This window comes from Bacillus sp. FSL K6-1033 (genome assembly GCF_038630765.1).
GTDB lineage: Bacteria > Bacillota > Bacilli > Bacillales > Bacillaceae > Bacillus > Bacillus altitudinis.
The window spans coordinates 2,084,171-2,104,670 of sequence record NZ_CP152041.1; the positions used below are offsets into that span (position 1 = coordinate 2,084,171).

Here is a 20,500-nt window from a genome sequence, read left to right on the forward strand (position 1 = left end):
AGGATTGTTCAATTTTAGCCACAAAAAAACCGCTCTGAATACATACACAGGAGCGGGAAATTTAGGCTACACAAATAAACGTATAAACAGACATGTTTTCAACGTTTACGAACCTCCATCTTCTCCCATCCAGACTATACTGTCGGCTTCGGAATCACACCGAATCCTGCCAAAAAAGGCTCGCGGGCTTAGAGACTATGCCTCATCACCGCCGGTAGGGAATTACACCCTGCCCCGAAGATTGATCATTATTCAATTCGACATCATTATATATGATATATGAGCATTTGTACAGATAAAAATCCTGAGCAAATTCATCAGTTTTAAGAAATCGTAAAAAACCTAAAATTTATAATGACAAATGCGTAAAAATTGGTTATCTTTTGTTTAAAGGTGTCCATTCTTGATCAAGACACTAAAAAATGTTCGTGTTTTCTTTTTCGCTTTACTGCTTTAATTTGATTGACACAGTGAAAAGGAATATGGTAAATTATCAGATATTTATGACGTTTATTTTAGGAGGAAATCTTACGATGTTTCGAGTATTAGTCTCAGATAAGATGAGCAATGATGGTCTTTTACCACTATTAGAATCAGATTTTGTTGAAATTGTTCAAAAAAATGTAACAGAAGCAGAAGATGAATTACACACGTTTGATGCCTTACTTGTCAGAAGTGCCACAAAAGTGACAAAAGAACTTTATGAAAAAATGACTTCATTAAAAATTGTTGGCCGTGCCGGTGTGGGAGTCGACAACATTGACATTGATGAAGCGACAAAACACGGTGTGATTGTCATCAATGCACCAAATGGGAATACGATTTCAACGGCAGAGCATACGTTTGCGATGATCTCATCTCTCATGCGTCATATTCCTCAAGCCAATATTTCTGTGAAATCAAAAGAATGGAACAGAGGCGCATATGTCGGTGCTGAGCTTTACGGAAAATCTCTTGGGATTGTTGGCTTAGGCAGAATTGGAAGTGAAATCGCCCAGCGTGCAAGAGCATTTGGCATGACGGTCAACGTATTTGACCCTTTCCTCACAAAAGAACGTGCCGAAAAAATTGGTGTTAATGCAAAATCACTTGATGAAGTGCTTGAAGTATCAGATATTATTACGGTACATACACCTTTAACAAAAGAAACTAGAGGACTTCTCAATAAAGAAACAATCGCAAAAACGAAAAAAGGTGTTCGTCTAGTGAACTGTGCACGCGGCGGCATCATTGACGAACGAGACCTTCTTGAAGCACTTGAAAATGGTCATGTCGCAGGGGCTGCACTCGATGTATTTGAAGTAGAACCGCCTACTGAGAATCCACTTGTGGATCATCCAAACGTCATTGCCACTCCGCATCTTGGTGCATCTACAAAAGAAGCACAATTAAATGTGGCGGCACAAGTCTCTGAAGAAGTTCTTCAATTTGCAAAAGGACTCCCGGTTATGTCATCTATTAATCTACCAGCGATGACAAAAGACGAGTTCAAAAAAATCCAGCCTTATCATCAATTTGCGGGAAAACTTGGACGTCTTGTTTCTCAATCGATGAGAGAACCTGTAAAAGAAGTCAGCATTTCATATGAAGGATCTATCGCAAAACTCGAAACATCATTTATTACAAAAAGTCTGCTTTCTGGCTTTTTGAAAGAGCGCGTCGATTCGACTGTAAATGAAGTCAATGCAGGTATGGTGGCAAAAGAACGCGGCATTAGCTTTAGCGAGAAAATTTCTTCAAGCGAATCTGGCTATGAGAACAGCATTTCCATTGAAGTCAAAGGTGACCTTTCCACCTTTACATTAAAAGCAACGTATATCCCGCATCTAGGTGAACGTGTCGTTTCTATTAATGGTTTCAATATTGACTTTTACCCAGATGGACACCTTGTCTATATTCAGCATACTGACGCACCTGGTGTGATCGGTCAAGTTGGAAAGATTTTAGGCGACCACGATGTGAACATTGCGACAATGCAAGTAGGCCGTAAAGAAAAAGGCGGCGAAGCCATCATGATGCTTTCTTTTGACAAGCACCTTGAAGATGAAATTGTCCAAACGTTAACTGAAGTAAGCGATATTCTTTCTGTACGTCTGATTGACCTATAAAAAAATGGTAAACCTCATGCAAAAGCATGAGGTTTATTTTGTTGAAACGATTAAACGTTCACCTGTACGTATGAGATGCGTTGTCAGTGCATTGATTTTCTTCAATTGATCAACGGTCATTTGATGTGCTTTAGCAATGGACCAGAGCGTGTCCCCTTGTTGTATGACATATGTATGTTTCTCATATCCATCTACATGAAGGGCTGGCTCTTGGAAACGATCTCTTGCAATGATTGTGAGCGGATCTACTGCATCTTCTTTACTAACTGACCAATTACCCCTGTGCACCTCAAAATGCAAATGAGTGCCCCTAGAAGCGCCTGTGTTGCCTATGATGCCGATCGGCTGTCCTGTTTGTACATGGTCACCATTCTTCACAAAACGCGCATTTAAATGCGCATAGACGGTTTCATATCCATTTGGATGCCGAATAAATACAACTTCACCATATGTAGCAGATACATAGGAACGAGTGACCACACCTTCGCTAGCAGCTAAAATGGATTCTCCTTCCGGTGCAGCAATGTCTAACCCCTTATGCGAACCACCTCTTGTCCCAAACAAATCAGTGACTTCACCTCTGATTGGTTCCACCCACTCGGTTGTTTTCTCTGCACGGGCAAACGGTGATAAGGTCAAGAACAAGAAACAGCTAGCACATATGTAGCAATACCTTTTCATCAGTGACTTCCCTTCTTTGAAGTTCTTTTCATGACAGCTTAGTATACCTCAAGGAAGCCCTTTTCTATACATGAAAAAAAGAACGCAATAAGTTGCGTCCTTTAGCGTTCTTTGATAACAACTGGGTTTGGCAGTGCCGGTACCTCTAGCGGTTCTTTTAATTCATATGGGCCTACTTGATCTGTTCCTGCATTTTGTATCGTGACATCTGTAAAACCGAAATCTTTCGCTGTGAGCAGCAGTCCTTCAATAAGTAGAATATGATCAATTGAGTCCGTTAATTGTGCTGATGCTCCAAACGTGATGGTTGCATGTTTTCCTTTTGATGTCACCTTTTGAATAGGCTCTTCTTTAATGAGTGGATCGAGTCCTGCATCATTCGCCCGCTTCATCGCCTCTACCGCATCTTTATAAGAAGGATAATCATCTTTTGACGGCACCAAAAATGTCCCGCTCTTATTTTCTAAAACGTAGTAAGCGTGCTTTGTTTGTTTATTAATTGAAATGGTACCAAGACGGCCATTCGTCCCTAATTGAAGGTGCGAGCCATTGACAGACTTGACCTGTACTTGTTTATATTGGCTCCATTTTAACGTTTCTTTGACCATGTCTTTAAAACGGTTGGCTTCTTTTAATGTATCAAGAGACAAATCATTTTTCAGCTGAAAAATCAGTGTGTCCCCTTTTTCACTCACATCCACCATATCCATATAGGCTTGAAGAGGTTTTGTCATTTCAGGCAGCTCCAGTTTTTCATATGTATCAAGAAGCGCCTGCACATCATCATGCTTATTTTCTTTTTGAATACTGATTGGGACAACTTGAGAAGTCGATTCATCTATGTATGAAATCGTCATATACTTTTCTTTGTCAGATGCATAAGCAACATGTGAAGGATCATTTGTGTTTTTTACCGCCTCTAATGTAGCATTCACCTGTCCTTTTTCAGCACTCGAGTCCATTTTCACTTTCTTTATATCTTGAGCAGCCGGCTGAAATAAATGAGGAGAAATCAAAAACGCCATAAATAAGACCACAACGGTTGCGACCGCTGGACCGATCCATCTGGCACTTTTCTTTTTCTTCCCGCTTGCCATCAGCATTTGCTGGTAAATCTGCTTAGATGAACGGTTGTCCTCCACCTTTGGAAGCTGACTGAGTAATACTTTAATTCGTTCTTCGCTCCAATTGGACCTGTTCGTTTTCATTCACTAGCTCCTCCTTCAAAAGCTCCATATGTTTTCGGAGCACTTTCAGGCCTCGGTGCTGCGTTGTTTTGACTTTGCTTTCCGAGAACTTTAGCGCCTTGGCCGTCTCCATGATTGAGTAGCCTTGGATAAACCTTAAAATGATGACGGCTCGTTGATCAATGGTGCAATGATCAAGTGCGGCATAAATTTCTTTGATATTTTCATCCTGTACAGCCAATTCATCTGGGAGCAGGTCTGGATCTTTTACATCCTGTTTATCCCAATCAAACGTGCCAAGCACCCGTTGTCTGATGGTTTGCTGTTTGCGAAACCAGTCAATTGCCACATGCCTTGCAATTGAAAACAGCCATGTTTTCTCGCTGCTTCTTCCTTCAAAAGTTTTATATGAGTGAAGTACCCGAATGTAAACCTCCTGCACGAGATCCTCTGCCTGATTTTTATCTTTTACCATATAAAATAAAAATTGGTACAAATCTTGATGGTACGAATCATATATTTTTTGAAAGGTTTCATGCATAGGAAACCCCTCCGTTCACTTATTTTTGTCGAGTGACTCTCACAAAACGTTACATTACAACTTTATGACAAATATATTACAAGATCGACAATTTGGAAAGGGCTTTTAGTTTAACTTCTCCTTAAAAATATGAAAATAGAAAAAACACTTCATTTTCTTTCGAAAAGAAGTGTTTCTCATGTAACAAGATTCTTCGTCAAGATTAGACGAGTTCCTGCTTTTTTTTCGGAATATAGAAAGTGAAGTGAGTACCTGTTCCAGCTTTACTATGTGCATGAATGGAGCCTTGATGCGCTTCTACGATGTTCTTCACAATCGCAAGGCCCAGCCCCGTACCGGAACGTCCTCTTGTTCTTGCTTTATCTGCTTTATAGAACCGTTCAAAAATAAACGGGAGATCCTCTTCAGGAATGCCGCTTCCCGAATCTTTCACATCCATTTTGAGCCCATTTTCCACCGATTGAACTGAGAAGTGAACTTCTCCGCCTTCTGGTGTATGACGAATGGCATTATCGATGAGATTTGTAAAAACCTGTTCTATTTTATCTGGATCAAATACAAAATACGGTTCTTCTACTTGAATTTCATACGTCAGGTTGATTTGTTTTTCTTTCGCAATTCCAAGGAATTTACGGTAGATTTTTTCAGTCAGCTCTTCTGTATCAGTTGATTCAAGATTCAGTGTAATATGACCAGCTTCCATACGTGCGAGATCGAGAAGATCATTCACAAGACGCCCCATTCGAAGTGATTCATCATAGATAATTTGGGCAATCTCTTTCTTTTCCTCTTCTGATCCGGCAATGTCATCGACAATCGCTTCACTATAGCCCTGGAGCATAGCAATAGGTGTGCGGAGTTCATGGCTGACATTTGCAATGAAGTCTTTTCTTAGCTTATCCAGTCTTCTCTCTTCTGTCATATCGCGAAGTACCGCTACCGCCCCTCTGACATCTTGCTGGTTATAAAGCGGAGACATGAGAAGAACCCAAGTACGCCCTTGCAGCGTGACTTCGATCATTTGCTCTTTTTCCGTACTGACGGCAGTATGAAACAATTCACGTGCTTCTGGCGGCAGTTCATCCCCATCTTTGATCTTCATATTTTGCTCGTAATACCAAGCCTGCAAGAATCTTTCTGCAGGAGGGTTTGTCATGAGGATCGTTCCATCAATATTGATCGTGATGACGCCGTCTGCCATACTGCTGAGAATGTTGGACAAATGTTCTTTTTCTTGATTTAAAGCGGTTATATGAAATTTAAGCTGCTTACCCATTTGATTAAAGGCGATCGCCAGTTCCCCAATTTCATCTTGCGTTAAAATAGGAATCTTTGTATCAAATTTCCCTTTCGCCAAATCTTGTGCTCCCTCTCTCATCTTTCTGAGAGGATAGGTGACACGAGTGGATAAGAAGAAAGCGAAAATCGTCGTCAGCACAATCGCAATTCCGGCTGCGAGGAAGATATAACGCGTCGTATGTTTTGTTGTCTGCTCTACAGCAAGGAGGGATTGAGAAAGAAAGACCATCCCTTTCTTTCCGTTCGCCTCATAAGGAACACCTACTACAATGCGTTCATCCTTCTGATTACCTGTATCAGATTCAGCTCGTTTACTGATTTTTTTTCGTTCTGTCAGTGCTCTGTTCAAATCTTTGTCTGCTTCAATTTGTTCTTTTGTGATCGCAGGAAGCTTCCCGCCTTTTTCAGACGAATACCATTCTAGTCCATCCTCTTGAACAATCGCGATACTTGTCAATTTATCAGCTAGTTCTGATGTAATCGATCTTGCAAGCGATTGATCCTCATGGCTTTCTAAAATGACTGCTACTTTGTTGGCCATTTGTGTTAAATCAGACTTTGCTTCTTCCACATGGTAATTCTCAATGAACTCTAAAAGAAGCACAGTTAAAATCGATAAAACAATGAGCACGAGGAAAAGAATGGTTAACCATAGCTTTCCTACGACACTTTTCCACAGCTTCATTCAGCGCCGACCTCAAATTTGTACCCGACACCCCATACTGTCACGATTTTTTTCGCTGCTTCTGGTGACACTTTATTCAGTTTTTCACGAAGCCTTTTGACGTGGGTATCCACTGTTCTCAGATCCCCAAAGAATTCATACTGCCACACTTCTTTGAGAAGCTTTTCCCTGTCATAGACCTTATCCGGCGTTTTTGCCAAGAAGTACAAAAGTTCGTATTCTTTCGGTGTGAGACTGACTTCTTTTCCATCTGCTGTGACCCGGTGCGCATCATGATCAATAGATAGATGAGAAAACACGAGAACATCTTTTGTGGTTGTTCCAGTATTAAGGTATGACGTTTGAGACGATCTTCTTAGCAGTGCTTTCACACGAAGAACCACTTCACGCGGGCTGAAAGGTTTGACGATATAATCATCCGTTCCTGCCTCAAAGCCTTGCACACGGTTAGCTTCCTCACCTTTTGCTGTCAGCATAATAATTGGTGTGGCTTTTTTATCTCGGATTTGATTACACACTTCAATCCCATCTGTCCCAGGCATCATTAAATCAAGCAAAATGAGGTCATAATCGGTTTGAAGTCCTTTTTGAATGGCTTCATCCCCATTTTCCGCTTCATCAATTTCATAATTTTCCCGTTCTAAATACATTTTTAAAAGGCGACGAATTCTTGCCTCATCATCGACGACTAATATTTTCGTTTGAGTTGTGTGTTCCATTAGATAATCCTCCTGCTTTCTCCGTTGTTACATACATTTTAACAAAAAGCCGAATCGAATCATAAAAGTTGGCCTTTTTCATGCGATTACGCGTAAGAATGAAGCCCCGCAATCACTAGGTTGACAAAGATGAGGTTAAACATAATGATCGCAAATCCGATTACAGCAAGCCAAGCGGACTTTTCACCATGCCAGCCTCGTGATAACCGAAGGTGGAGATAGGCGGCGTAAAATAAAAATGTAATTAAAGCCCATACTTCCTTCGGGTCCCATCCCCAGAATCTCGTCCATGCAATTTGTGCCCAGATCATCGCAAAAATAAGACCGCCTAACGCAAATACAGGGAATCCTATGGAAACAGCCCTGTACCCAATTTCATCGACTAAATCGAGATTCACCTGTCTTACGAGCGGCTGAAGCAGCGCACTTAGTCGTTTGCGAATGATCAATCTTAGCAGTCCATAAATAATCAGCCCAACGCCAAATGACCACAGCACTGTATTCACCTTTCTACCTGAAAAAACAGGCGGCAGATCAACTACAGGCTCTAAACGATCTTTTGTGATAAGTTCTCCTTTATGAGGTCCTACTAAAGCAGGCAGCTCATAGACCATGACGCTCTCTTCTTTATTTTTATCTACCCAATTAAATTTCGCTTCATACCCTGTCATTCTAAAAATGGACGTGACAGCGATAAATGCAAGGGTGACCACAATCATAAACATGACCAGCTCTAAGCCAAAGGTTTTCTTCCCCGGTTTTGTTTGATCGACATGCTTCAAAAGAAAAATCACACCTGCCACAAAACTGATCGCCAAAATGGCTTGACCAAGCGCTGCTGTCGTGACGTGAATATATAGCCAATTACTTTGAAGCGAAGGAATCAACGGTGAAATATCCGATGGAAACATGCTTGCATAAGCAATGATTAATAAAGCGATTGGAAGTGTGAATAAACCTAGCACAGACACTTGATAGACAAAATATAAAATAATAAATGCGAGCACCAGCATCATGCCAAAGGCTGTGGTGAATTCAAACAGATTACTGACTGGTGCGTGACCAGACGCGATCCACCTTGAAATAAAATAGCCAAATTGACTCAAAAAACCGATGATGGTGAGCGTTATGCCGATAAGTGCCGCCTTGTTTTTGCGCGGACCATCTTCCTTCTTTTTTCCTTTAATGGCCCCTCCAAAAAAAGGAACTGCCGCTAAATACAATAGAAAAGCTGCAAATAACAGGTTTTCACTGACTGCCGCCATCTAATCCTTCCCCCTTGCTTTTGCTGATACTTGTTGTATCAGGCAGTTCTTTTTGATCCACTGGCTGTTTGATGCCACTGCCATGCAGTAACACCTTGAGATCAGACTTTAAGCCGAACCAGTTTTTGTTTGTATGTCCTGCCACAAACACTTTTCCATCCTTTGCCGACAGCCAGATTCTTCTATGCTGCCAGTACATCCCTTGTACGACACCAATCATAAAGATCATTCCGCCAACAATAAGTACCCAGAGTGTTAAGTCTTTTCGAACCGTTAAACCTGTCACGTTTTTTGTTTCAACCCGGTCAAATTTCATTTTATAAAGATTGTTATCAGAACCCTCTACTGTCTCTTGAATCGCGACAAAACTTTTTTCACCTTTTGGTTTTTCAGGAGAGATCATTTCAAATACGAACGCAGGATTATTCGGATTCCTCGTTTTCGTACTAGGTGTGCCATCTTCGTCAAAATAAAAATCAGGCAAATAACTCATCACCTTGACTTTGTAACCGCTACCAAGATCATATTCTGACTTAGGCTCCAGCAGATTAATCTTCACTGTTCCGAAAGATTTCTCAGTATCTTTTCGAATCAGCTGAAAGACCATTTGATCGAGTTCATTTTGTTTAAAATCCACTTGATATAATGAGAAATTGTCAAACTTAAGCGGTTCATTCACTTTAATATCGTGTTCTGTTACCTGCTTCAGCTTTGGCTTTTCACCAAAAACAACTTCCCCTTCACGTTTGTATAAAACGGCATCGGTTTTATAACTTTTGACGACTTGACCATCGCCAGCCTTTTCAATAGCATTTTCAAAGACTTCTTTTTCTTTTTCAGATTCATAGCGGTCAATTGAAAACGCATTATTCTTTAAGAAGTATTGGCCTCCCGTCCCTGGGATTGGTGCCGTTTCGCCTTCTCTTACCCATAATGTTTCATCCACGTACATTCCCGGGACAAACCGAAGCATGGATCCAATGAGAAATATAATCAATCCAATATGATTGACGTAAGGTCCCCAGCGGGAAAAGCGGCCTTTTTCAGCTAAAATATGTCCATCTTCTTCTCGTACGCGGTAACGCTTTTGTTTCATCTTACTAACGATGCCTTCATATGTATGTTGATCTAATGTTTGATTTGTTTCACTGAAAAGACGCTGCCTTCTCATAAAGCCTTCTTTTTTGACAACCCCTTGATTTTTGAGTGCACGATAAAGTGGAATCACTCGATCAAGGCTGCAAATCACAAGGGAAATTCCGATAGATGCGACAAGGGCTAAAAACCACCAAGAATTATAAAGATCATGGAATCCAAGGATGTAATATAACTTACCAAACGACCCATATTGCTCCTCATAATAAGTGGAAGCTGATGCACCTGGCGGAATAAACCGCTCCTGCGGAAAAATAGTTCCTAGCGAAGAAGCTAACAGTGTGATGACAATGAGCCACACACCCACTTTTACGGAAGAAAAAAAGTTCCATACTTTATCAACAATCGTTTTGTTGTATGTTTGCGAGCGTCTTGCACTGCCGTCATATCTCATATCAAGCAGTTTTGATGAATTTTTCTCTTTTACTGAAATGGGATTCCCGCATGATTCACATAGAACAGTACCGATTGGATTAATATGTCCACACTCGCACTTTACCTCTTTCATTCTATGACCCCTTTGGTTTAATCAAATTCATATATTCATAGACATTACGTTCTGTCATCGTCCCCTTTATGACTTTGATTACTTTGCCTTCAGGATTAATTAAAAATGTGGTTGGCAGCGGCGTAATATCATATGCCTCTGTCACTTGACGATCTTTGTCCATGGCAACAGGAAAATTCACGCCATAAGCATCCATAAAGTTCTTCACAGCAATATTGGATTCCCCCACATTTACGGCAACAATTTCGACACCGCGATCCTTGAACACTTCATACTGATTTGCCATATAAGGGAATTCCTGCTTACATGGACCGCACCATGTACCCCAAAAATTGAGAAAGACGCCTTTGCCTTTTAAGTCCTTTAATTCAATCCGTTCCCCATCTACCGATTGAAGGACAAAGTTCGGCGCAATAGATCCTTCTTTGATTTGATCCTGTTTGGCAAATACTGAGTTATACATCGTATAACACAGTGCAGCAAGCATCACGAGGAGAATGCCCGTCCGTATGAAAAATCGTCTTTTCTTCATCTGAAGTACCCCTTCCCCATAGACATTCAGGTAAATTATAGCATTCTCCTTCTTTTGATGCTTCTTCATTTTTTGAAGTTTATGTGAAAATTAAAAAGCGCTTTTCCCATGATCCGCAATCGCTCTCAGACGTTTCACTTCATGCGGCGTCAATTCTCTGCGATCTCCTGGTCTCATGCCTTCAATATGAAGGAAAGCATATTGCTCTCTTTTTAGTTTTAGAACGTCGTGGCCGATTGCTTCAAACATGCGACGAACCTGTCTATTTCTGCCTTCATGAATGGTTAATTGCACAATACATGTTTGCTTTCGTTTATCAATCGAGAGCATTTTGGCACGGGCAGGTGCTGTTTTTTTATGGTCTAACATGATTCCTTTTTCTAACTTTCTAAGCAATTCTTTTGAAGGGATGCCTTTTAGTTTCGCTGCATACGTTTTATCAATTTGATATTTCGGATGCATGAGCTTATGGGCAAATTCGCCATCATTTGTAATCAAAATTAAACCGCTCGTATCATAATCCAACCGGCCGATTGGATACAGACGCTGCGGAACATCATCAAAGAAGTCTGTCACGACTTTGCGTCCTTTATCATCCTCGGCAGCTGAAATGACGCCGCGCGGTTTATAAAGCATAAAGTAAACCGGTTCTTCTCTTTCAAGCTTTAAGCCATTGACTTCAATTTTATCTGAAGAGCCCACCTTTACTCCGAGCTCTGTCACTGTTTCACCATTAACGGTAACTCGTCCTTCTTTAATTAATTCTTCAGCCTTTCGTCTAGAAGCGACGCCGGCATGGGCAATTACTTTCTGTAAACGTTCCATTTGTCTTTCACCTCATGTACTATCTTACTTGCTTGGCTTGAAACAAACAAGCATTCGTGGAAAAATAAGCGTTTCATCTGTCTAATTTCAACAAAAAAGCTGTTTTCCATCCACGAAATAAAAAAAGCGCCTGATTAGGCGCCGCTAAATAACAAACTGACGATAATAATCGATGCAATGATCCCAATCAGGTCTGCAAGCAGCCCCACTTTCAGTGCATCTCCCATTTTTTTAATACCAACTGCTCCGAAATAGACGGTTAAAACATAAAGGGTCGTATCCGTTGACCCTTGCATAACGGCGGCAAGCTTGCCGATAAAAGAGTCTGGACCATAAGTCGCAATTAAGTCTGATGTCATACCAAGCGCCGCTGTTCCTGATATAGGACGAATAAGCGCAAGCGGCACCACTTCTGTAGGAACACCAATCGCTGTAAACACAGGTTTCAATAATTCCATGACAAAATCAAGGGCACCTGATGCTCGGAAAATCGTAATGGCGACAAGCATACCGACTAAATATGGAATGATTGAAAAGGCAATTTGAATGCCTTCTTTCCCGCCTTCTACAAATGTTTCGTACGTCGGTACTTTTTTAATCGTCCCTGCAATCAATATTCCTGCGATGATCAGTGGAATCAAAGCAAGTGACAGCCAGTTAATAAATGCCACAAGATCACCCCCGCCTGCTTCTGCGATAGTGGAAATAGCGATCAATCATAATCGCACCGATACCTGAAATAAGTGTCGCCAAAATGGTTGGGCCTACAATATCTGTTGGCTGATCTGCGCCATAGGTCATACGAATGGCAATGACAGTCGTTGGCACAAGTGTGATAGAAGATGTATTGACTGCTAAAAAAGTGATCATAGACCGGCTCGCCTCATTTTTTCCGCCATTTAATACTTTCATCTGCTCCATCGCCTTAATCCCAAGTGGAGTGGCGGCGTTCCCAAGGCCAAAGAAATTTGCCATGAGATTGGACAGAATATACCCCATCGCTGGATGATTCGCAGGAATCTCAGGAAATAGTTTTGAGATAAAGGGCCGGCATAATTTACTAAAGAAATGTAACAACCCCGCTTCTTCTGCGATCTTCATCAATCCTAGCCAGAATACAAGAACACTAATCAGCCCTATTGAAATGGTGACCGCTTCTTTTGATCCTTTAAAGACCGCTTCATTCACTTCATGCATCGTTCCGTTAAACATTGCATAGACAAGACCGATGACCGTGAGGAATACCCAAATCAGATTGACCATGAAGATCCGCCTATCGATGTCTGAAAGACAGACTTAAACATTTCTTGAAAGCTTTTTTGGGGCATTCGGTTGCGTTTGTTTTCATAAAAAATGGGGACTTGCTCAATTACCTGACCATCCAGTAAGAACGTCATTTTCCCTACTACATCTGGGATCGCTTCTTTGTTTTTCTCCCATTTCTTTTCAGGCGTCAGCATTTCCGTTTCGATTTCCACTAGTTTTTTCTCATCCTCATTTAGTAAATAGTCCACATCCCGCTTAATAAACGCTTTTTTTTCGTAAAAAGTCCCTTTTAACGAAGCGAGCCTGCCTTTTTCAGCAAGCACATACGTTTTATAGTGATCAAATGCATACTCAAACATTGAGATATGATCCTTCCAGTCATCCGGTGCATTAATCGTCACAGCAATGAGCGCAGCATCTCCTTTTGCAGCTGTGGAGACAAGTGTGCGTTTTGCAAGTTTTGTATATCCTGTCTTCCCTCCAGTCGAATATTGATACAAACCCGTGAGCAGCTTGTTTTTATTTTTCCAATAACCCTCGATTGTTTTTGCTTTATAAAAGGTGGTACCGGCAATTTTTTGATATTGCTGATGCTTCATGGCGTACTTCGTTAAGATCGCCATATCATAAGCTGATGAATAATGGTTTTTATGATCATCGAGTCCATGCGGATTTTGAAAATTCGTATTCTCCATGCCTAGTTCAGAGGCCTTTTGGTTCATCATAAAAATAAACCCTTCTAAGCTGCCGCCAACATGTTCTGCAATGGCAACAGCTGCATCATTTCCAGAGCGCAGCATGAGCCCGTATGTCAAGTCTTCTAAACTCACCTTCTGTCCTTCCTTTAAATAAATCGAAGAACCTTCCGCTTGAATCGCACGTTTTGACACTTTGACCATGTCGTTCATTTTTCCTGATTCAATGGCTAATACAGCCGTCATAATTTTTGTGATACTGGCGATTCTTCTTTTTTCGTGCTCGTCCTTTCCAAATAGGACCCTGCCTGACTGTCCATCTATTAAAATGGCGCTTCTCGCACTCACCGATAATGAGACGTCTGCTTGAGCGTGTGAGGAAAAAGGCAGTAAGAGTGTTAATAGAAGAAGGACTGCTGTTCCAATTTTTAAATAGGGCATGTTCATTCACGTCCTTGTCCGTTTTGTACAAGTGTATGCGCGGCTGAAAAAGTTATGATGCCTCGTCCATAAAAAAAAAGCAACTCTCATGTGAGAGTTGCTTTGTCTTCTTTATACCATTTTCATTTGCTGATGAGATGTTGTATATTCCAGCTCTTCTCTCATCGTTAAAAAATCTTTTTCTAATGAAGAAAACAAACGTTTGACCTCAGCCGATACTTCATAATGGAAAACAATGCAGCTTTTTCCTGTGTAGGCTGAACGGCTATTTTCATACCAAGTATCCTTTTTTGGTGTAAAAAATTCTTCAATACATTGATGATAAATACGATGAAGCGTCTGCTGTGCGGCTTGCAGCGGGAATGTCTGCTGCTGCCTGATTTTCCTACAAACCGCCGCGGCATCCTCGCTATAAACTGCAAGCTTCCGCAATGTACTTAATATGTCACAATAATAGGCTTCCGCTTCCGGGTTTAATCGTTTCAAGCTTGATAAGGTAGCTTCGTTCAGAAAATCATTCACTTCAACTGCAACCTTTGATAAAAAAACGCCTGCTTGATCAACTTGAGCCTTTACATTCATATGTGCCATTTGTTTCGTGTTTACCTTCCCCTCATGGCTTTGTCACCATTTTATCTTTCAAATAAAGATTTTAGACCTAAAATCTTTTTTATATTTTATCATACATTTTTCCTTATTTTGAACTATTTTATCTCTTCAAATGTTTGATTGAAGTTTTCAAAAAAGAGATCAGCCTCTTCTTGCACCCCATCTGCTTCCACATTCTCTGGAAGTGGCGGTAATTCATCTAAGGCTTTTAAACCAAATTGCTCTAAAAAGGTAGGTGTTGTCCCATAAAGGATCGCTCGTCCCGGTCCATCGGCACGTCCTACTTCACAGAGCAGTGCTTTGGCAACTAAACTATGCAGCACTCGTTCTGATTTAACGCCTCTGATCTCCTCGACTTCGCTGCGTGTAATCGGTTGTTTATACGAGACAATGGCGAGCACTTCTAGCGCTGCCTGTGACAAACCTTTCGATGGTGTCTCTACTAATTTTTTTAAATATACGCTGTATTCTTTTTTCGTCAGCAGCATGTATGAATCTGCATATTCAATGAGCTCAATTCCTCGTTCTTGTTTTTGATATTCTTCCTTTACGGCAGACATAATATCAAGCAACGCTGCCTCATCAACTTCAAGAACAGACATGAGCTGTTTTCTTGTTAAGCCTTCGTCACCTGCTGCATATAGCAGCGCTTCTAAGATGGCTTTCCAATTCACGATATCAAGCGTCATGAATCGTTTCACTCCCTATGATATAAATATCTTCAAAGTTTCCTTCCTGCTCCAGCATGATTTGATGGCTCTTCATCAATTCGAGAACAGCAAGAAACGTCACGACAAGGTGTTCCTTTTGATCATGTTGAAATAAAGTCATGAAATTGGTTCGCTTTTTTGTTTTTCTTAAATGGTTCATAATCTCATTCATTTTGTCTTCAATCGGGATTTCTTGTCTTGTAATCTTTGATGGTGCTGGTTTTGTTATTTTTTTGCGGTTCAATACCTTTTGGAACGCACCTAACATATCATACACCGTGACGTGTAAGTTTGTGTCCTTCGCTTCTGCTTCTTTTGCAAATTCACTTAAATCACTTGGTGGTTTTGTGAAGGCGTTTTGCCGCTCTTCTTCACGTTCCTTCAGTTCTTGCGCTGCATTTTTATACTTGCGGTATTCAATTAATTTGCCAATCAGCTCATCACGAGGGTCCTCTTCTTCTTCCATCAGGTCTTCATCAAACAGCTCTTCCTCTTGTTTTGGAAGAAGCATTCTGCTTTTAATGCTGAGGAGAGTTGCAGCCATCACCAAATACTCACTTGCAACATCCAGTTCAAGCTCCCTCATCGTGTGGACATATAATAAATACTGCTCCGTAATTTTAGCGACGGGAATATCATAAATATCAATTTCCAAACGGTTAATTAAATGTAAAAGCAAGTCCAAAGGACCCTCAAACGAATCTATTTTCACCTGATATTCCAGCATTCTTTTCTCACCATTTCTACTGTCTTCTAAGTACCGTTTTCATCGGCTAACCTTTAGTATAAGACACCATAAAGCTCTCGTCCAATATAATTTCGACCATGAGGCAGCAGGCAAAAAAAGAAAAACAGTGGATTCGCCCATACCAATGAGGGCATTTATACATAGAATACCATTGTAATCAGAACTGATGAAAAAGGAGGCCGTAACATTATGGGAGATGGTTATTACTTCGGCGGAGGATTTGCGCTCATTGTTGTGCTGTTCATCTTGCTGATCATCGTTGGCGCGGCTTGGGTTTATTAAAGAAACAGAGCGTCCTTTCATAAAGGGCGCTCTTTCTTCTTTTCTTTTCGGTATGTTAGACTGATAGTGGAAAAGGAGATGACCGCTGTGTATCCTAAAGCGTACGTGGCTTTTTTACATGAATTTCATACGACAAGAGATTATTTTGAGTGTCATGAAATTCTTGAAGAGTTTTGGAAAGAAGATCCTCCTCATCAGCGCAAAAAGTACTGGGTGGGTCTCATTCAGCTTGCTGTTGCTTTGTATCATCAAAGACGAGGAAATGGAAAAGGAGCAAAACGGCTGATTTCAAACAGCCTTCATATATTAGATTCGGACCGGAACGTACTAACAGAATTAGGTCTTGATGAAGAGGCATTTCTTTTACTGCTGAGAACACTGAAAAAGAAAATCGATGAAGACACGCCCTACGAAAGTGTGATGCTGCCAATCCGAGATGAAACGCTTCTTTCTTTATGCCAAGAGATGGCGGAAAAAGAAGGCTTAACCTTCGGACAGGAGAGCAACTTATCCCATACATTCTTAATTGAAAAGCATAGACTGCGTGATCGGACGGACGTATTGCTTGAACGTGAAAAACAGATGGAACGTAAAAAAAGCAGAGGCATATAACCTCTGCTTTTACATGTGTGATATTTAGTTTGTTTCATTGTGACACTTATGAAAGAAGCCTTGCGTTAATTCATTTGGAATGAGTGTTTTCGTTTTGAATACTTCTTCCACGGCTAATACCATTTCCTTGCCGATGCCTTGGTCACGATGGGACGGATTGACACTAATATGTTCGATTTGTACTTGGTCGTCTGTTTTCAGCACACCAATCGCACCGACGATATCCTCACCATCTTTCCAAAGGAACAGCTGCCGATCTTCATCCATTTCATACGACTTTATCGTCTGCTGAAGCTGTTTGACGTCTTTCTCACCCGGCATAAAGGACAGGAGTCCCATGGCAATTTTTTCAAAAGACCTCTTGTAACGAATTAACATATATACCCCTCAATATTAAAATTATCCTATTCTCCAGCAAATGTCTTATGAATCACTTGCTCATCACACATTATAAACACTTTTAGGTTGTTTTTAAACTCTTTTTCATCAAATTAACGAAACGTTCGATTTAGGTTGGCCATTTCAATAGCAGCTGCAGCCGATTCACTGCCTTTATTTCCAGCCTTTGTACCGGCTCTTTCAATGGCTTGTTCAATAGATTCTGTTGTCAGTACACCAAAGATAATCGGCACCCCTGTTGAGATGGCACTTTGTGCGATTCCTTTAGCCGCTTCATTACAAACATAATCGTAATGTGATGTTGCCCCGCGAATCACGGTTCCAAGTGTAATGACTGCATCATATTTTTTTGTTTCTGCTAGTTTTTTTGCCATATACGGAATTTCAAAAGCCCCCGGCACCCACACGACATCAATATCGTCACCGTTTGCTCCGTGTCTGAGCAATGTATCTTCTGCTCCATCTAGCAGTTTGCTTGTAATAAAATCATTAAATCTAGCGACGACGATTCCAAACTTTAATCCTTCTGCTACTACATTACCTTGTATTGTATTCATATGTTCATCATCCTTTTTTGTGATTTTTATTTTGTTTTCATTGTCGTTGTTTGCTTGTTTATATATGCCTGCAATGCTTCAATCGTCAGCATCTTTAAATCGTGTTCTTTTTGAATTTTTTGTAGTTCGGGTACGCGGGCCATGGTTCCATCTGCATTCATAATTTCACATATGACACCCGCTGGCACTGAACCCGCAAGTTTAGCAAGATCAACGGCCGCTTCTGTATGACCTGGTCTTTCTACTACGCCTCCCTCTTTTGCAATAAGAGGGAAAACATGACCTGGGCGGGCAAAATCTTCTGGTTTTGACTCTTTATTTAACATGGCCAATATGGTCGTTGAGCGCTCAAAAGCACTTATACCAGTTGTCGTTGACGTATGGTCGATGCTCACTGTAAATGCTGTATGATGTGCATCCGTATTTCGCTCGACCATGGGATGCAGATCCAAGTGTTTCGCAATCGAGGCATGAACTGGTGTGCAAATAAGGCCCCTTCCATGTAAAGCCATGAAGTTAATGACTTCTGGCGTTGCATGCTCAGCAAGTGCCACAAAGTCTCCTTCATTTTCTCTGTCTTCATCATCTACTACGATAATGATTTCTCCTCGTTTCAGGGCATTTACTGCCTCATCAACTGAATGATACATACAATCGCCTCCTAGAATCCGTGCTCTTTTAAAAATGATGGGGTTAATCGTGATGGCTGCTTTTCGTTTTGCTCTTTTGTTAAAAAGCGATAAATGTATTTACCGATCATGTCACATTCAATATTTACTACATCCCCCATAGTTTTAGTCGGGAAAATAGTTCCTTCAAGCGTATGTGGAATGATAGAAACTGTCACATGAGCATCTCGCAAATCGAAAATAGTCAAGCTGACGCCGTCTATTGCGATCGATCCCTTTTTTGTGAGCATATCTGTGAGGGTCTTGTCCATTTTCAAATCATAGTAAATGGCATTACTCTTCTTTTCTACACGGGTAATCACAGCCGTTCCATCAACATGGCCTGAAACAAAATGACCGCCGAATCGTCCATTTGATGACATCGCTCGCTCTAAATTCACTTGGCTACCTGGCGCAAGCTGATCAAGTGATGTCGCTTTGACCGTCTCAGGCATCACATCTGCCGCAAACTGTTCTTTTGTGAAGCTTGTGACAGTGAGACAAACGCCATTGATGGCGATACTATCGCCTAGGTGAACATCTTCTAGTACACGACTGCACTTGATGATAATTTCCATGGCATCTGCGGATCTTTTGCTCAATGACTGGACTGTACCCACTTCTTCAATAATCCCCGTAAACATGTGATCCTCCCTTTCTCTTTCTTTTGTATTTCTCACTTTATGAAAAAGCGATGTTCGGGACATGTGATCGATTGAACACCTTCGTCGCTTTTTATGGTCCATACAAGGTAAATGAGGGATCACCTAATAAACACTGCATGCGATGACTATATTGACATACAGAAAGCCCCGGAAAAATTCCGGGGCTGTGGTTTTTTTGCATTAGAAATAAAACTATGATCAACACATATTTTTTGTTCATACATAGCTCTCGTTATCCTTCTCCCATCCAGACTTTCACTGTCGGCTTCAGCTTCTCACTGAATCAACCGTTAATAAATTAACGGGTCACGGGCTGTAAAGCATTTGCTTTATTACCGTCGGTCGGGATTTTCACCCTGCCCCGAAGGATACAATCGATATTTAGCTGTCCTTAGGGGCTATTATAGCGATCCTTGTGGTCAAATGCAACAATCAAGATTTATCACCTGTTCATAAAAAAAGCCTCCCTATAGGAAAGGAGACTTGTTAATTGACGACTTTTACTACTTTTATAAGACCGTCTATTCTTTTTTCATTACTAAAGTATGCTTTAATACGATCGCCTTTTTTCAGATCGGCCACATCATCTTCAAATTTCTTCCCATTAAAAATGATTTTCGTGCCATTTTTGGCTTGACCGTAATACTCATCACCATCAATTTTTGTAATGGTATATTCATAGATGGTGTAATCTTTATCATTATTCGTTAAACTTTCGCCAATGGCTGTTGGCACATCTTCAATTTTCATGCCATTCATGTATAAATAACCTGCGCCTAAACAAAGCAGTAAAACAAATAAGATTGCGATTTTCAATTTAATTTTCCCCATATTTAGAACCTCCATCATCTGCACTTCGCCTATTTGTATGTTCTATTCCTTCTTTTGATGAAATAAAACCAAAAAAGCTGATTTTCATTAATGGTTACTTATATAACGATTCAAATGGACTTTTGGTTCCACCTTTTCATCATTACATATGATACGAATATGCGTTCTTTATTAAGGGGGTCTTTTTTCCTCTTTATCTGTTAGCAGGGTGAACAAGAAAGACGAGCTTTTTGATTATATTCTTTTCTCTAATGCGAATAGATCTTCCTCTAACAATTGAGATCTTTGAACAGCGATATTTCGGCTGTCACGAACCCCTTGATTATAATAGTAGCTTCCAAGATGCTTTGTGATAAATTCTAATATATTGATGGCTGCTAAATCACCAATCTCCTCTTCTCGTTCTTCAGCAAAGTAACGCTGAATGACAATCATCATCTGATTTTTTTCTTCTTTTGTTAATGGTTTCAAAGTATCTCCTGCTTTCTTACAGCATGATCACACGCTTTTTG

The 20,500-nt window shown here is 40.7% G+C and carries 24 protein-coding genes and 2 riboswitches; of the genes, 3 read left to right on the forward strand and 21 right to left on the reverse strand.

Features of this window, described 5'->3' with window-relative positions:
• Positions 1 to 113 precede the first annotated feature (113 nt).
• Positions 114 to 246: riboswitch (FMN riboswitch) on the reverse strand.
• Between the two features lie 287 nt (positions 247 to 533).
• On the forward strand, positions 534 to 2,108 hold the full coding sequence (gene serA / locus MHH31_RS10575; protein ID WP_017359773.1) for a phosphoglycerate dehydrogenase: 1,575 nt from the start codon (positions 534 to 536) through the stop codon (positions 2,106 to 2,108).
• A 33-nt stretch (positions 2,109 to 2,141) separates the two neighbouring features.
• On the opposite strand, the gene MHH31_RS10580 is transcribed toward serA, so the two are convergent.
• From MHH31_RS10580 to MHH31_RS10650, 15 genes are all read right to left on the reverse strand, one after another.
• Positions 2,142 to 2,789, reverse strand: coding sequence for a M23 family metallopeptidase (locus MHH31_RS10580; RefSeq protein WP_039165787.1), 648 nt, complete (start codon positions 2,787 to 2,789; stop codon positions 2,142 to 2,144).
• 101 nt (positions 2,790 to 2,890) lie between these two features.
• Entirely contained in the window at positions 2,891 to 3,997 is a 1,107-nt protein-coding gene (locus tag MHH31_RS10585) for a hypothetical protein (protein ID WP_017367519.1), read from the reverse strand.
• Positions 3,957 to 4,517: an RNA polymerase sigma factor SigX gene (gene sigX, locus MHH31_RS10590; protein WP_007501006.1), complete on the reverse strand. Its 561-nt coding sequence runs from the start codon at positions 4,515 to 4,517 to the stop codon at positions 3,957 to 3,959. The genes MHH31_RS10585 and sigX overlap by 41 nt, the downstream gene beginning before the upstream one ends.
• 202 nt (positions 4,518 to 4,719) lie before the next feature.
• Positions 4,720 to 6,501, reverse strand: coding sequence for an ATP-binding protein (locus MHH31_RS10595; protein ID WP_024718919.1), 1,782 nt, complete (start codon positions 6,499 to 6,501; stop codon positions 4,720 to 4,722).
• Entirely contained in the window at positions 6,498 to 7,220 is a 723-nt protein-coding gene (locus MHH31_RS10600; protein ID WP_003215596.1) for a response regulator transcription factor, read from the reverse strand. The genes MHH31_RS10595 and MHH31_RS10600 overlap by 4 nt, the downstream gene beginning before the upstream one ends.
• Positions 7,221 to 7,306: 86 nt before the next feature.
• Positions 7,307 to 8,485, reverse strand: coding sequence for a c-type cytochrome biogenesis protein CcsB (gene ccsB, locus MHH31_RS10605; RefSeq protein WP_216894639.1), 1,179 nt, complete (start codon positions 8,483 to 8,485; stop codon positions 7,307 to 7,309).
• A complete protein-coding gene (locus MHH31_RS10610; protein WP_045034330.1) occupies positions 8,469 to 10,148 on the reverse strand; it encodes a cytochrome c biogenesis protein ResB in 1,680 nt (559 codons plus the stop codon). The genes ccsB and MHH31_RS10610 overlap by 17 nt, the downstream gene beginning before the upstream one ends.
• Before the next feature lies 1 nt (position 10,149).
• On the reverse strand, positions 10,150 to 10,680 hold the full coding sequence (locus tag MHH31_RS10615) for a thiol-disulfide oxidoreductase ResA (protein ID WP_017359780.1): 531 nt from the start codon (positions 10,678 to 10,680) through the stop codon (positions 10,150 to 10,152).
• A 90-nt stretch (positions 10,681 to 10,770) separates the two neighbouring features.
• The gene (rluB, locus tag MHH31_RS10620) at positions 10,771 to 11,505 is read right to left on the reverse strand and encodes a 23S rRNA pseudouridine(2605) synthase RluB (RefSeq protein ID WP_008344472.1); all 735 of its coding nucleotides are present in this window, start codon (positions 11,503 to 11,505) and stop codon (positions 10,771 to 10,773) included.
• Positions 11,506 to 11,639: 134 nt separating this feature from the next.
• Complete coding sequence (locus tag MHH31_RS10625) at positions 11,640 to 12,176, reverse strand: spore maturation protein (protein ID WP_039165799.1); 537 nt, start codon at positions 12,174 to 12,176, stop codon at positions 11,640 to 11,642.
• A 4-nt stretch (positions 12,177 to 12,180) separates the two neighbouring features.
• Complete coding sequence (locus tag MHH31_RS10630) at positions 12,181 to 12,768, reverse strand: nucleoside recognition domain-containing protein (RefSeq protein ID WP_008344468.1); 588 nt, start codon at positions 12,766 to 12,768, stop codon at positions 12,181 to 12,183.
• On the reverse strand, positions 12,756 to 13,907 hold the full coding sequence (locus MHH31_RS10635; protein WP_017367523.1) for a D-alanyl-D-alanine carboxypeptidase family protein: 1,152 nt from the start codon (positions 13,905 to 13,907) through the stop codon (positions 12,756 to 12,758). Before MHH31_RS10635 ends, MHH31_RS10630 begins: the two co-directional genes overlap by 13 nt.
• 111 nt (positions 13,908 to 14,018) lie before the next feature.
• Positions 14,019 to 14,498 carry a DUF3907 family protein gene (locus MHH31_RS10640; protein ID WP_338335279.1) on the reverse strand — a complete coding sequence of 160 codons (480 nt, stop codon included), beginning with the start codon at positions 14,496 to 14,498 and terminating at the stop codon, positions 14,019 to 14,021.
• Between the two features lie 113 nt (positions 14,499 to 14,611).
• On the reverse strand, positions 14,612 to 15,205 hold the full coding sequence (scpB, locus tag MHH31_RS10645; protein WP_008344462.1) for an SMC-Scp complex subunit ScpB: 594 nt from the start codon (positions 15,203 to 15,205) through the stop codon (positions 14,612 to 14,614).
• Positions 15,195 to 15,953, reverse strand: a complete 759-nt coding sequence (locus MHH31_RS10650; protein WP_007501021.1) for a segregation/condensation protein A — start codon at positions 15,951 to 15,953, stop codon at positions 15,195 to 15,197. The genes scpB and MHH31_RS10650 overlap by 11 nt, the downstream gene beginning before the upstream one ends.
• A gap of 210 nt (positions 15,954 to 16,163) precedes the next feature.
• On the opposite strand from MHH31_RS10650, the gene MHH31_RS10655 reads away from it, so the two are divergent.
• Positions 16,164 to 16,256, forward strand: a complete 93-nt coding sequence (locus tag MHH31_RS10655) for a YjcZ family sporulation protein (RefSeq protein WP_008359694.1) — start codon at positions 16,164 to 16,166, stop codon at positions 16,254 to 16,256.
• Positions 16,257 to 16,343: 87 nt separating this feature from the next.
• The gene (locus tag MHH31_RS10660) at positions 16,344 to 16,868 is read left to right on the forward strand and encodes a DUF309 domain-containing protein (RefSeq protein WP_039165804.1); all 525 of its coding nucleotides are present in this window, start codon (positions 16,344 to 16,346) and stop codon (positions 16,866 to 16,868) included.
• 24 nt (positions 16,869 to 16,892) lie between these two features.
• On the opposite strand, the gene MHH31_RS10665 is transcribed toward MHH31_RS10660, so the two are convergent.
• The 6 genes from MHH31_RS10665 to MHH31_RS10690 form a co-directional block, all read right to left on the reverse strand.
• Complete coding sequence (locus MHH31_RS10665; RefSeq protein WP_017359785.1) at positions 16,893 to 17,246, reverse strand: GNAT family N-acetyltransferase; 354 nt, start codon at positions 17,244 to 17,246, stop codon at positions 16,893 to 16,895.
• A gap of 113 nt (positions 17,247 to 17,359) precedes the next feature.
• A complete protein-coding gene (gene ribE / locus MHH31_RS10670; RefSeq protein ID WP_007501031.1) occupies positions 17,360 to 17,824 on the reverse strand; it encodes a 6,7-dimethyl-8-ribityllumazine synthase in 465 nt (154 codons plus the stop codon).
• A 26-nt stretch (positions 17,825 to 17,850) separates the two neighbouring features.
• Positions 17,851 to 18,474: a 3,4-dihydroxy-2-butanone-4-phosphate synthase gene (gene ribB / locus MHH31_RS10675; RefSeq protein ID WP_017359786.1), complete on the reverse strand. Its 624-nt coding sequence runs from the start codon at positions 18,472 to 18,474 to the stop codon at positions 17,851 to 17,853.
• Between the two features lie 11 nt (positions 18,475 to 18,485).
• Positions 18,486 to 19,136 (reverse strand): riboflavin synthase, encoded by a 651-nt coding sequence (gene ribE / locus MHH31_RS10680; protein ID WP_138278694.1) that lies wholly within the window; start codon positions 19,134 to 19,136, stop codon positions 18,486 to 18,488.
• A gap of 252 nt (positions 19,137 to 19,388) precedes the next feature.
• Positions 19,389 to 19,530, reverse strand: a riboswitch (FMN riboswitch).
• Between the two features lie 113 nt (positions 19,531 to 19,643).
• Positions 19,644 to 19,988: a hypothetical protein gene (locus MHH31_RS10685; RefSeq protein ID WP_008344451.1), complete on the reverse strand. Its 345-nt coding sequence runs from the start codon at positions 19,986 to 19,988 to the stop codon at positions 19,644 to 19,646.
• Between the two features lie 234 nt (positions 19,989 to 20,222).
• The gene (locus MHH31_RS10690) at positions 20,223 to 20,459 is read right to left on the reverse strand and encodes a DUF2164 domain-containing protein (RefSeq protein WP_342494797.1); all 237 of its coding nucleotides are present in this window, start codon (positions 20,457 to 20,459) and stop codon (positions 20,223 to 20,225) included.
• Between the last annotated feature and the right edge of the window lie 41 nt (positions 20,460 to 20,500).

Bases quoted from the DNA above. Each gene is read 5' to 3' on its own strand.
- MHH31_RS10635 (WP_017367523.1), bottom strand. From the start codon at position 13,907: ATGCCCTATTTAAAAATTGGAACAGCAGTCCTTCTTCTATTAACACTC.
- MHH31_RS10640 (WP_338335279.1), bottom strand. From the start codon at position 14,498: ATGGCACATATGAATGTAAAGGCTCAAGTTGATCAAGCAGGCGTTTTT.
- MHH31_RS10610 (WP_045034330.1), bottom strand. From the start codon at position 10,148: ATGAAAGAGGTAAAGTGCGAGTGTGGACATATTAATCCAATCGGTACT.
- rluB (WP_008344472.1), bottom strand. From the start codon at position 11,505: ATGGAACGTTTACAGAAAGTAATTGCCCATGCCGGCGTCGCTTCTAGA.
- serA (WP_017359773.1), top strand. From the start codon at position 534: ATGTTTCGAGTATTAGTCTCAGATAAGATGAGCAATGATGGTCTTTTA.
- sigX (WP_007501006.1), bottom strand. From the start codon at position 4,517: ATGCATGAAACCTTTCAAAAAATATATGATTCGTACCATCAAGATTTG.
- MHH31_RS10580 (WP_039165787.1), bottom strand. From the start codon at position 2,789: ATGAAAAGGTATTGCTACATATGTGCTAGCTGTTTCTTGTTCTTGACC.
- MHH31_RS10630 (WP_008344468.1), bottom strand. From the start codon at position 12,768: ATGGTCAATCTGATTTGGGTATTCCTCACGGTCATCGGTCTTGTCTAT.
- MHH31_RS10615 (WP_017359780.1), bottom strand. From the start codon at position 10,680: ATGAAGAAAAGACGATTTTTCATACGGACGGGCATTCTCCTCGTGATG.
- MHH31_RS10600 (WP_003215596.1), bottom strand. From the start codon at position 7,220: ATGGAACACACAACTCAAACGAAAATATTAGTCGTCGATGATGAGGCA.
- ribE (WP_138278694.1), bottom strand. From the start codon at position 19,136: ATGTTTACGGGGATTATTGAAGAAGTGGGTACAGTCCAGTCATTGAGC.
- MHH31_RS10655 (WP_008359694.1), top strand. From the start codon at position 16,164: ATGGGAGATGGTTATTACTTCGGCGGAGGATTTGCGCTCATTGTTGTG.
- MHH31_RS10665 (WP_017359785.1), bottom strand. From the start codon at position 17,246: ATGTTAATTCGTTACAAGAGGTCTTTTGAAAAAATTGCCATGGGACTC.
- ribB (WP_017359786.1), bottom strand. From the start codon at position 18,474: ATGTATCATTCAGTTGATGAGGCAGTAAATGCCCTGAAACGAGGAGAA.
- scpB (WP_008344462.1), bottom strand. From the start codon at position 15,205: ATGACGCTTGATATCGTGAATTGGAAAGCCATCTTAGAAGCGCTGCTA.
- ccsB (WP_216894639.1), bottom strand. From the start codon at position 8,485: ATGGCGGCAGTCAGTGAAAACCTGTTATTTGCAGCTTTTCTATTGTAT.
- ribE (WP_007501031.1), bottom strand. From the start codon at position 17,824: ATGAATACAATACAAGGTAATGTAGTAGCAGAAGGATTAAAGTTTGGA.
- MHH31_RS10650 (WP_007501021.1), bottom strand. From the start codon at position 15,953: ATGCTGGAATATCAGGTGAAAATAGATTCGTTTGAGGGTCCTTTGGAC.
- MHH31_RS10595 (WP_024718919.1), bottom strand. From the start codon at position 6,501: ATGAAGCTGTGGAAAAGTGTCGTAGGAAAGCTATGGTTAACCATTCTT.
- MHH31_RS10685 (WP_008344451.1), bottom strand. From the start codon at position 19,988: ATGGGGAAAATTAAATTGAAAATCGCAATCTTATTTGTTTTACTGCTT.
- MHH31_RS10585 (WP_017367519.1), bottom strand. From the start codon at position 3,997: ATGAAAACGAACAGGTCCAATTGGAGCGAAGAACGAATTAAAGTATTA.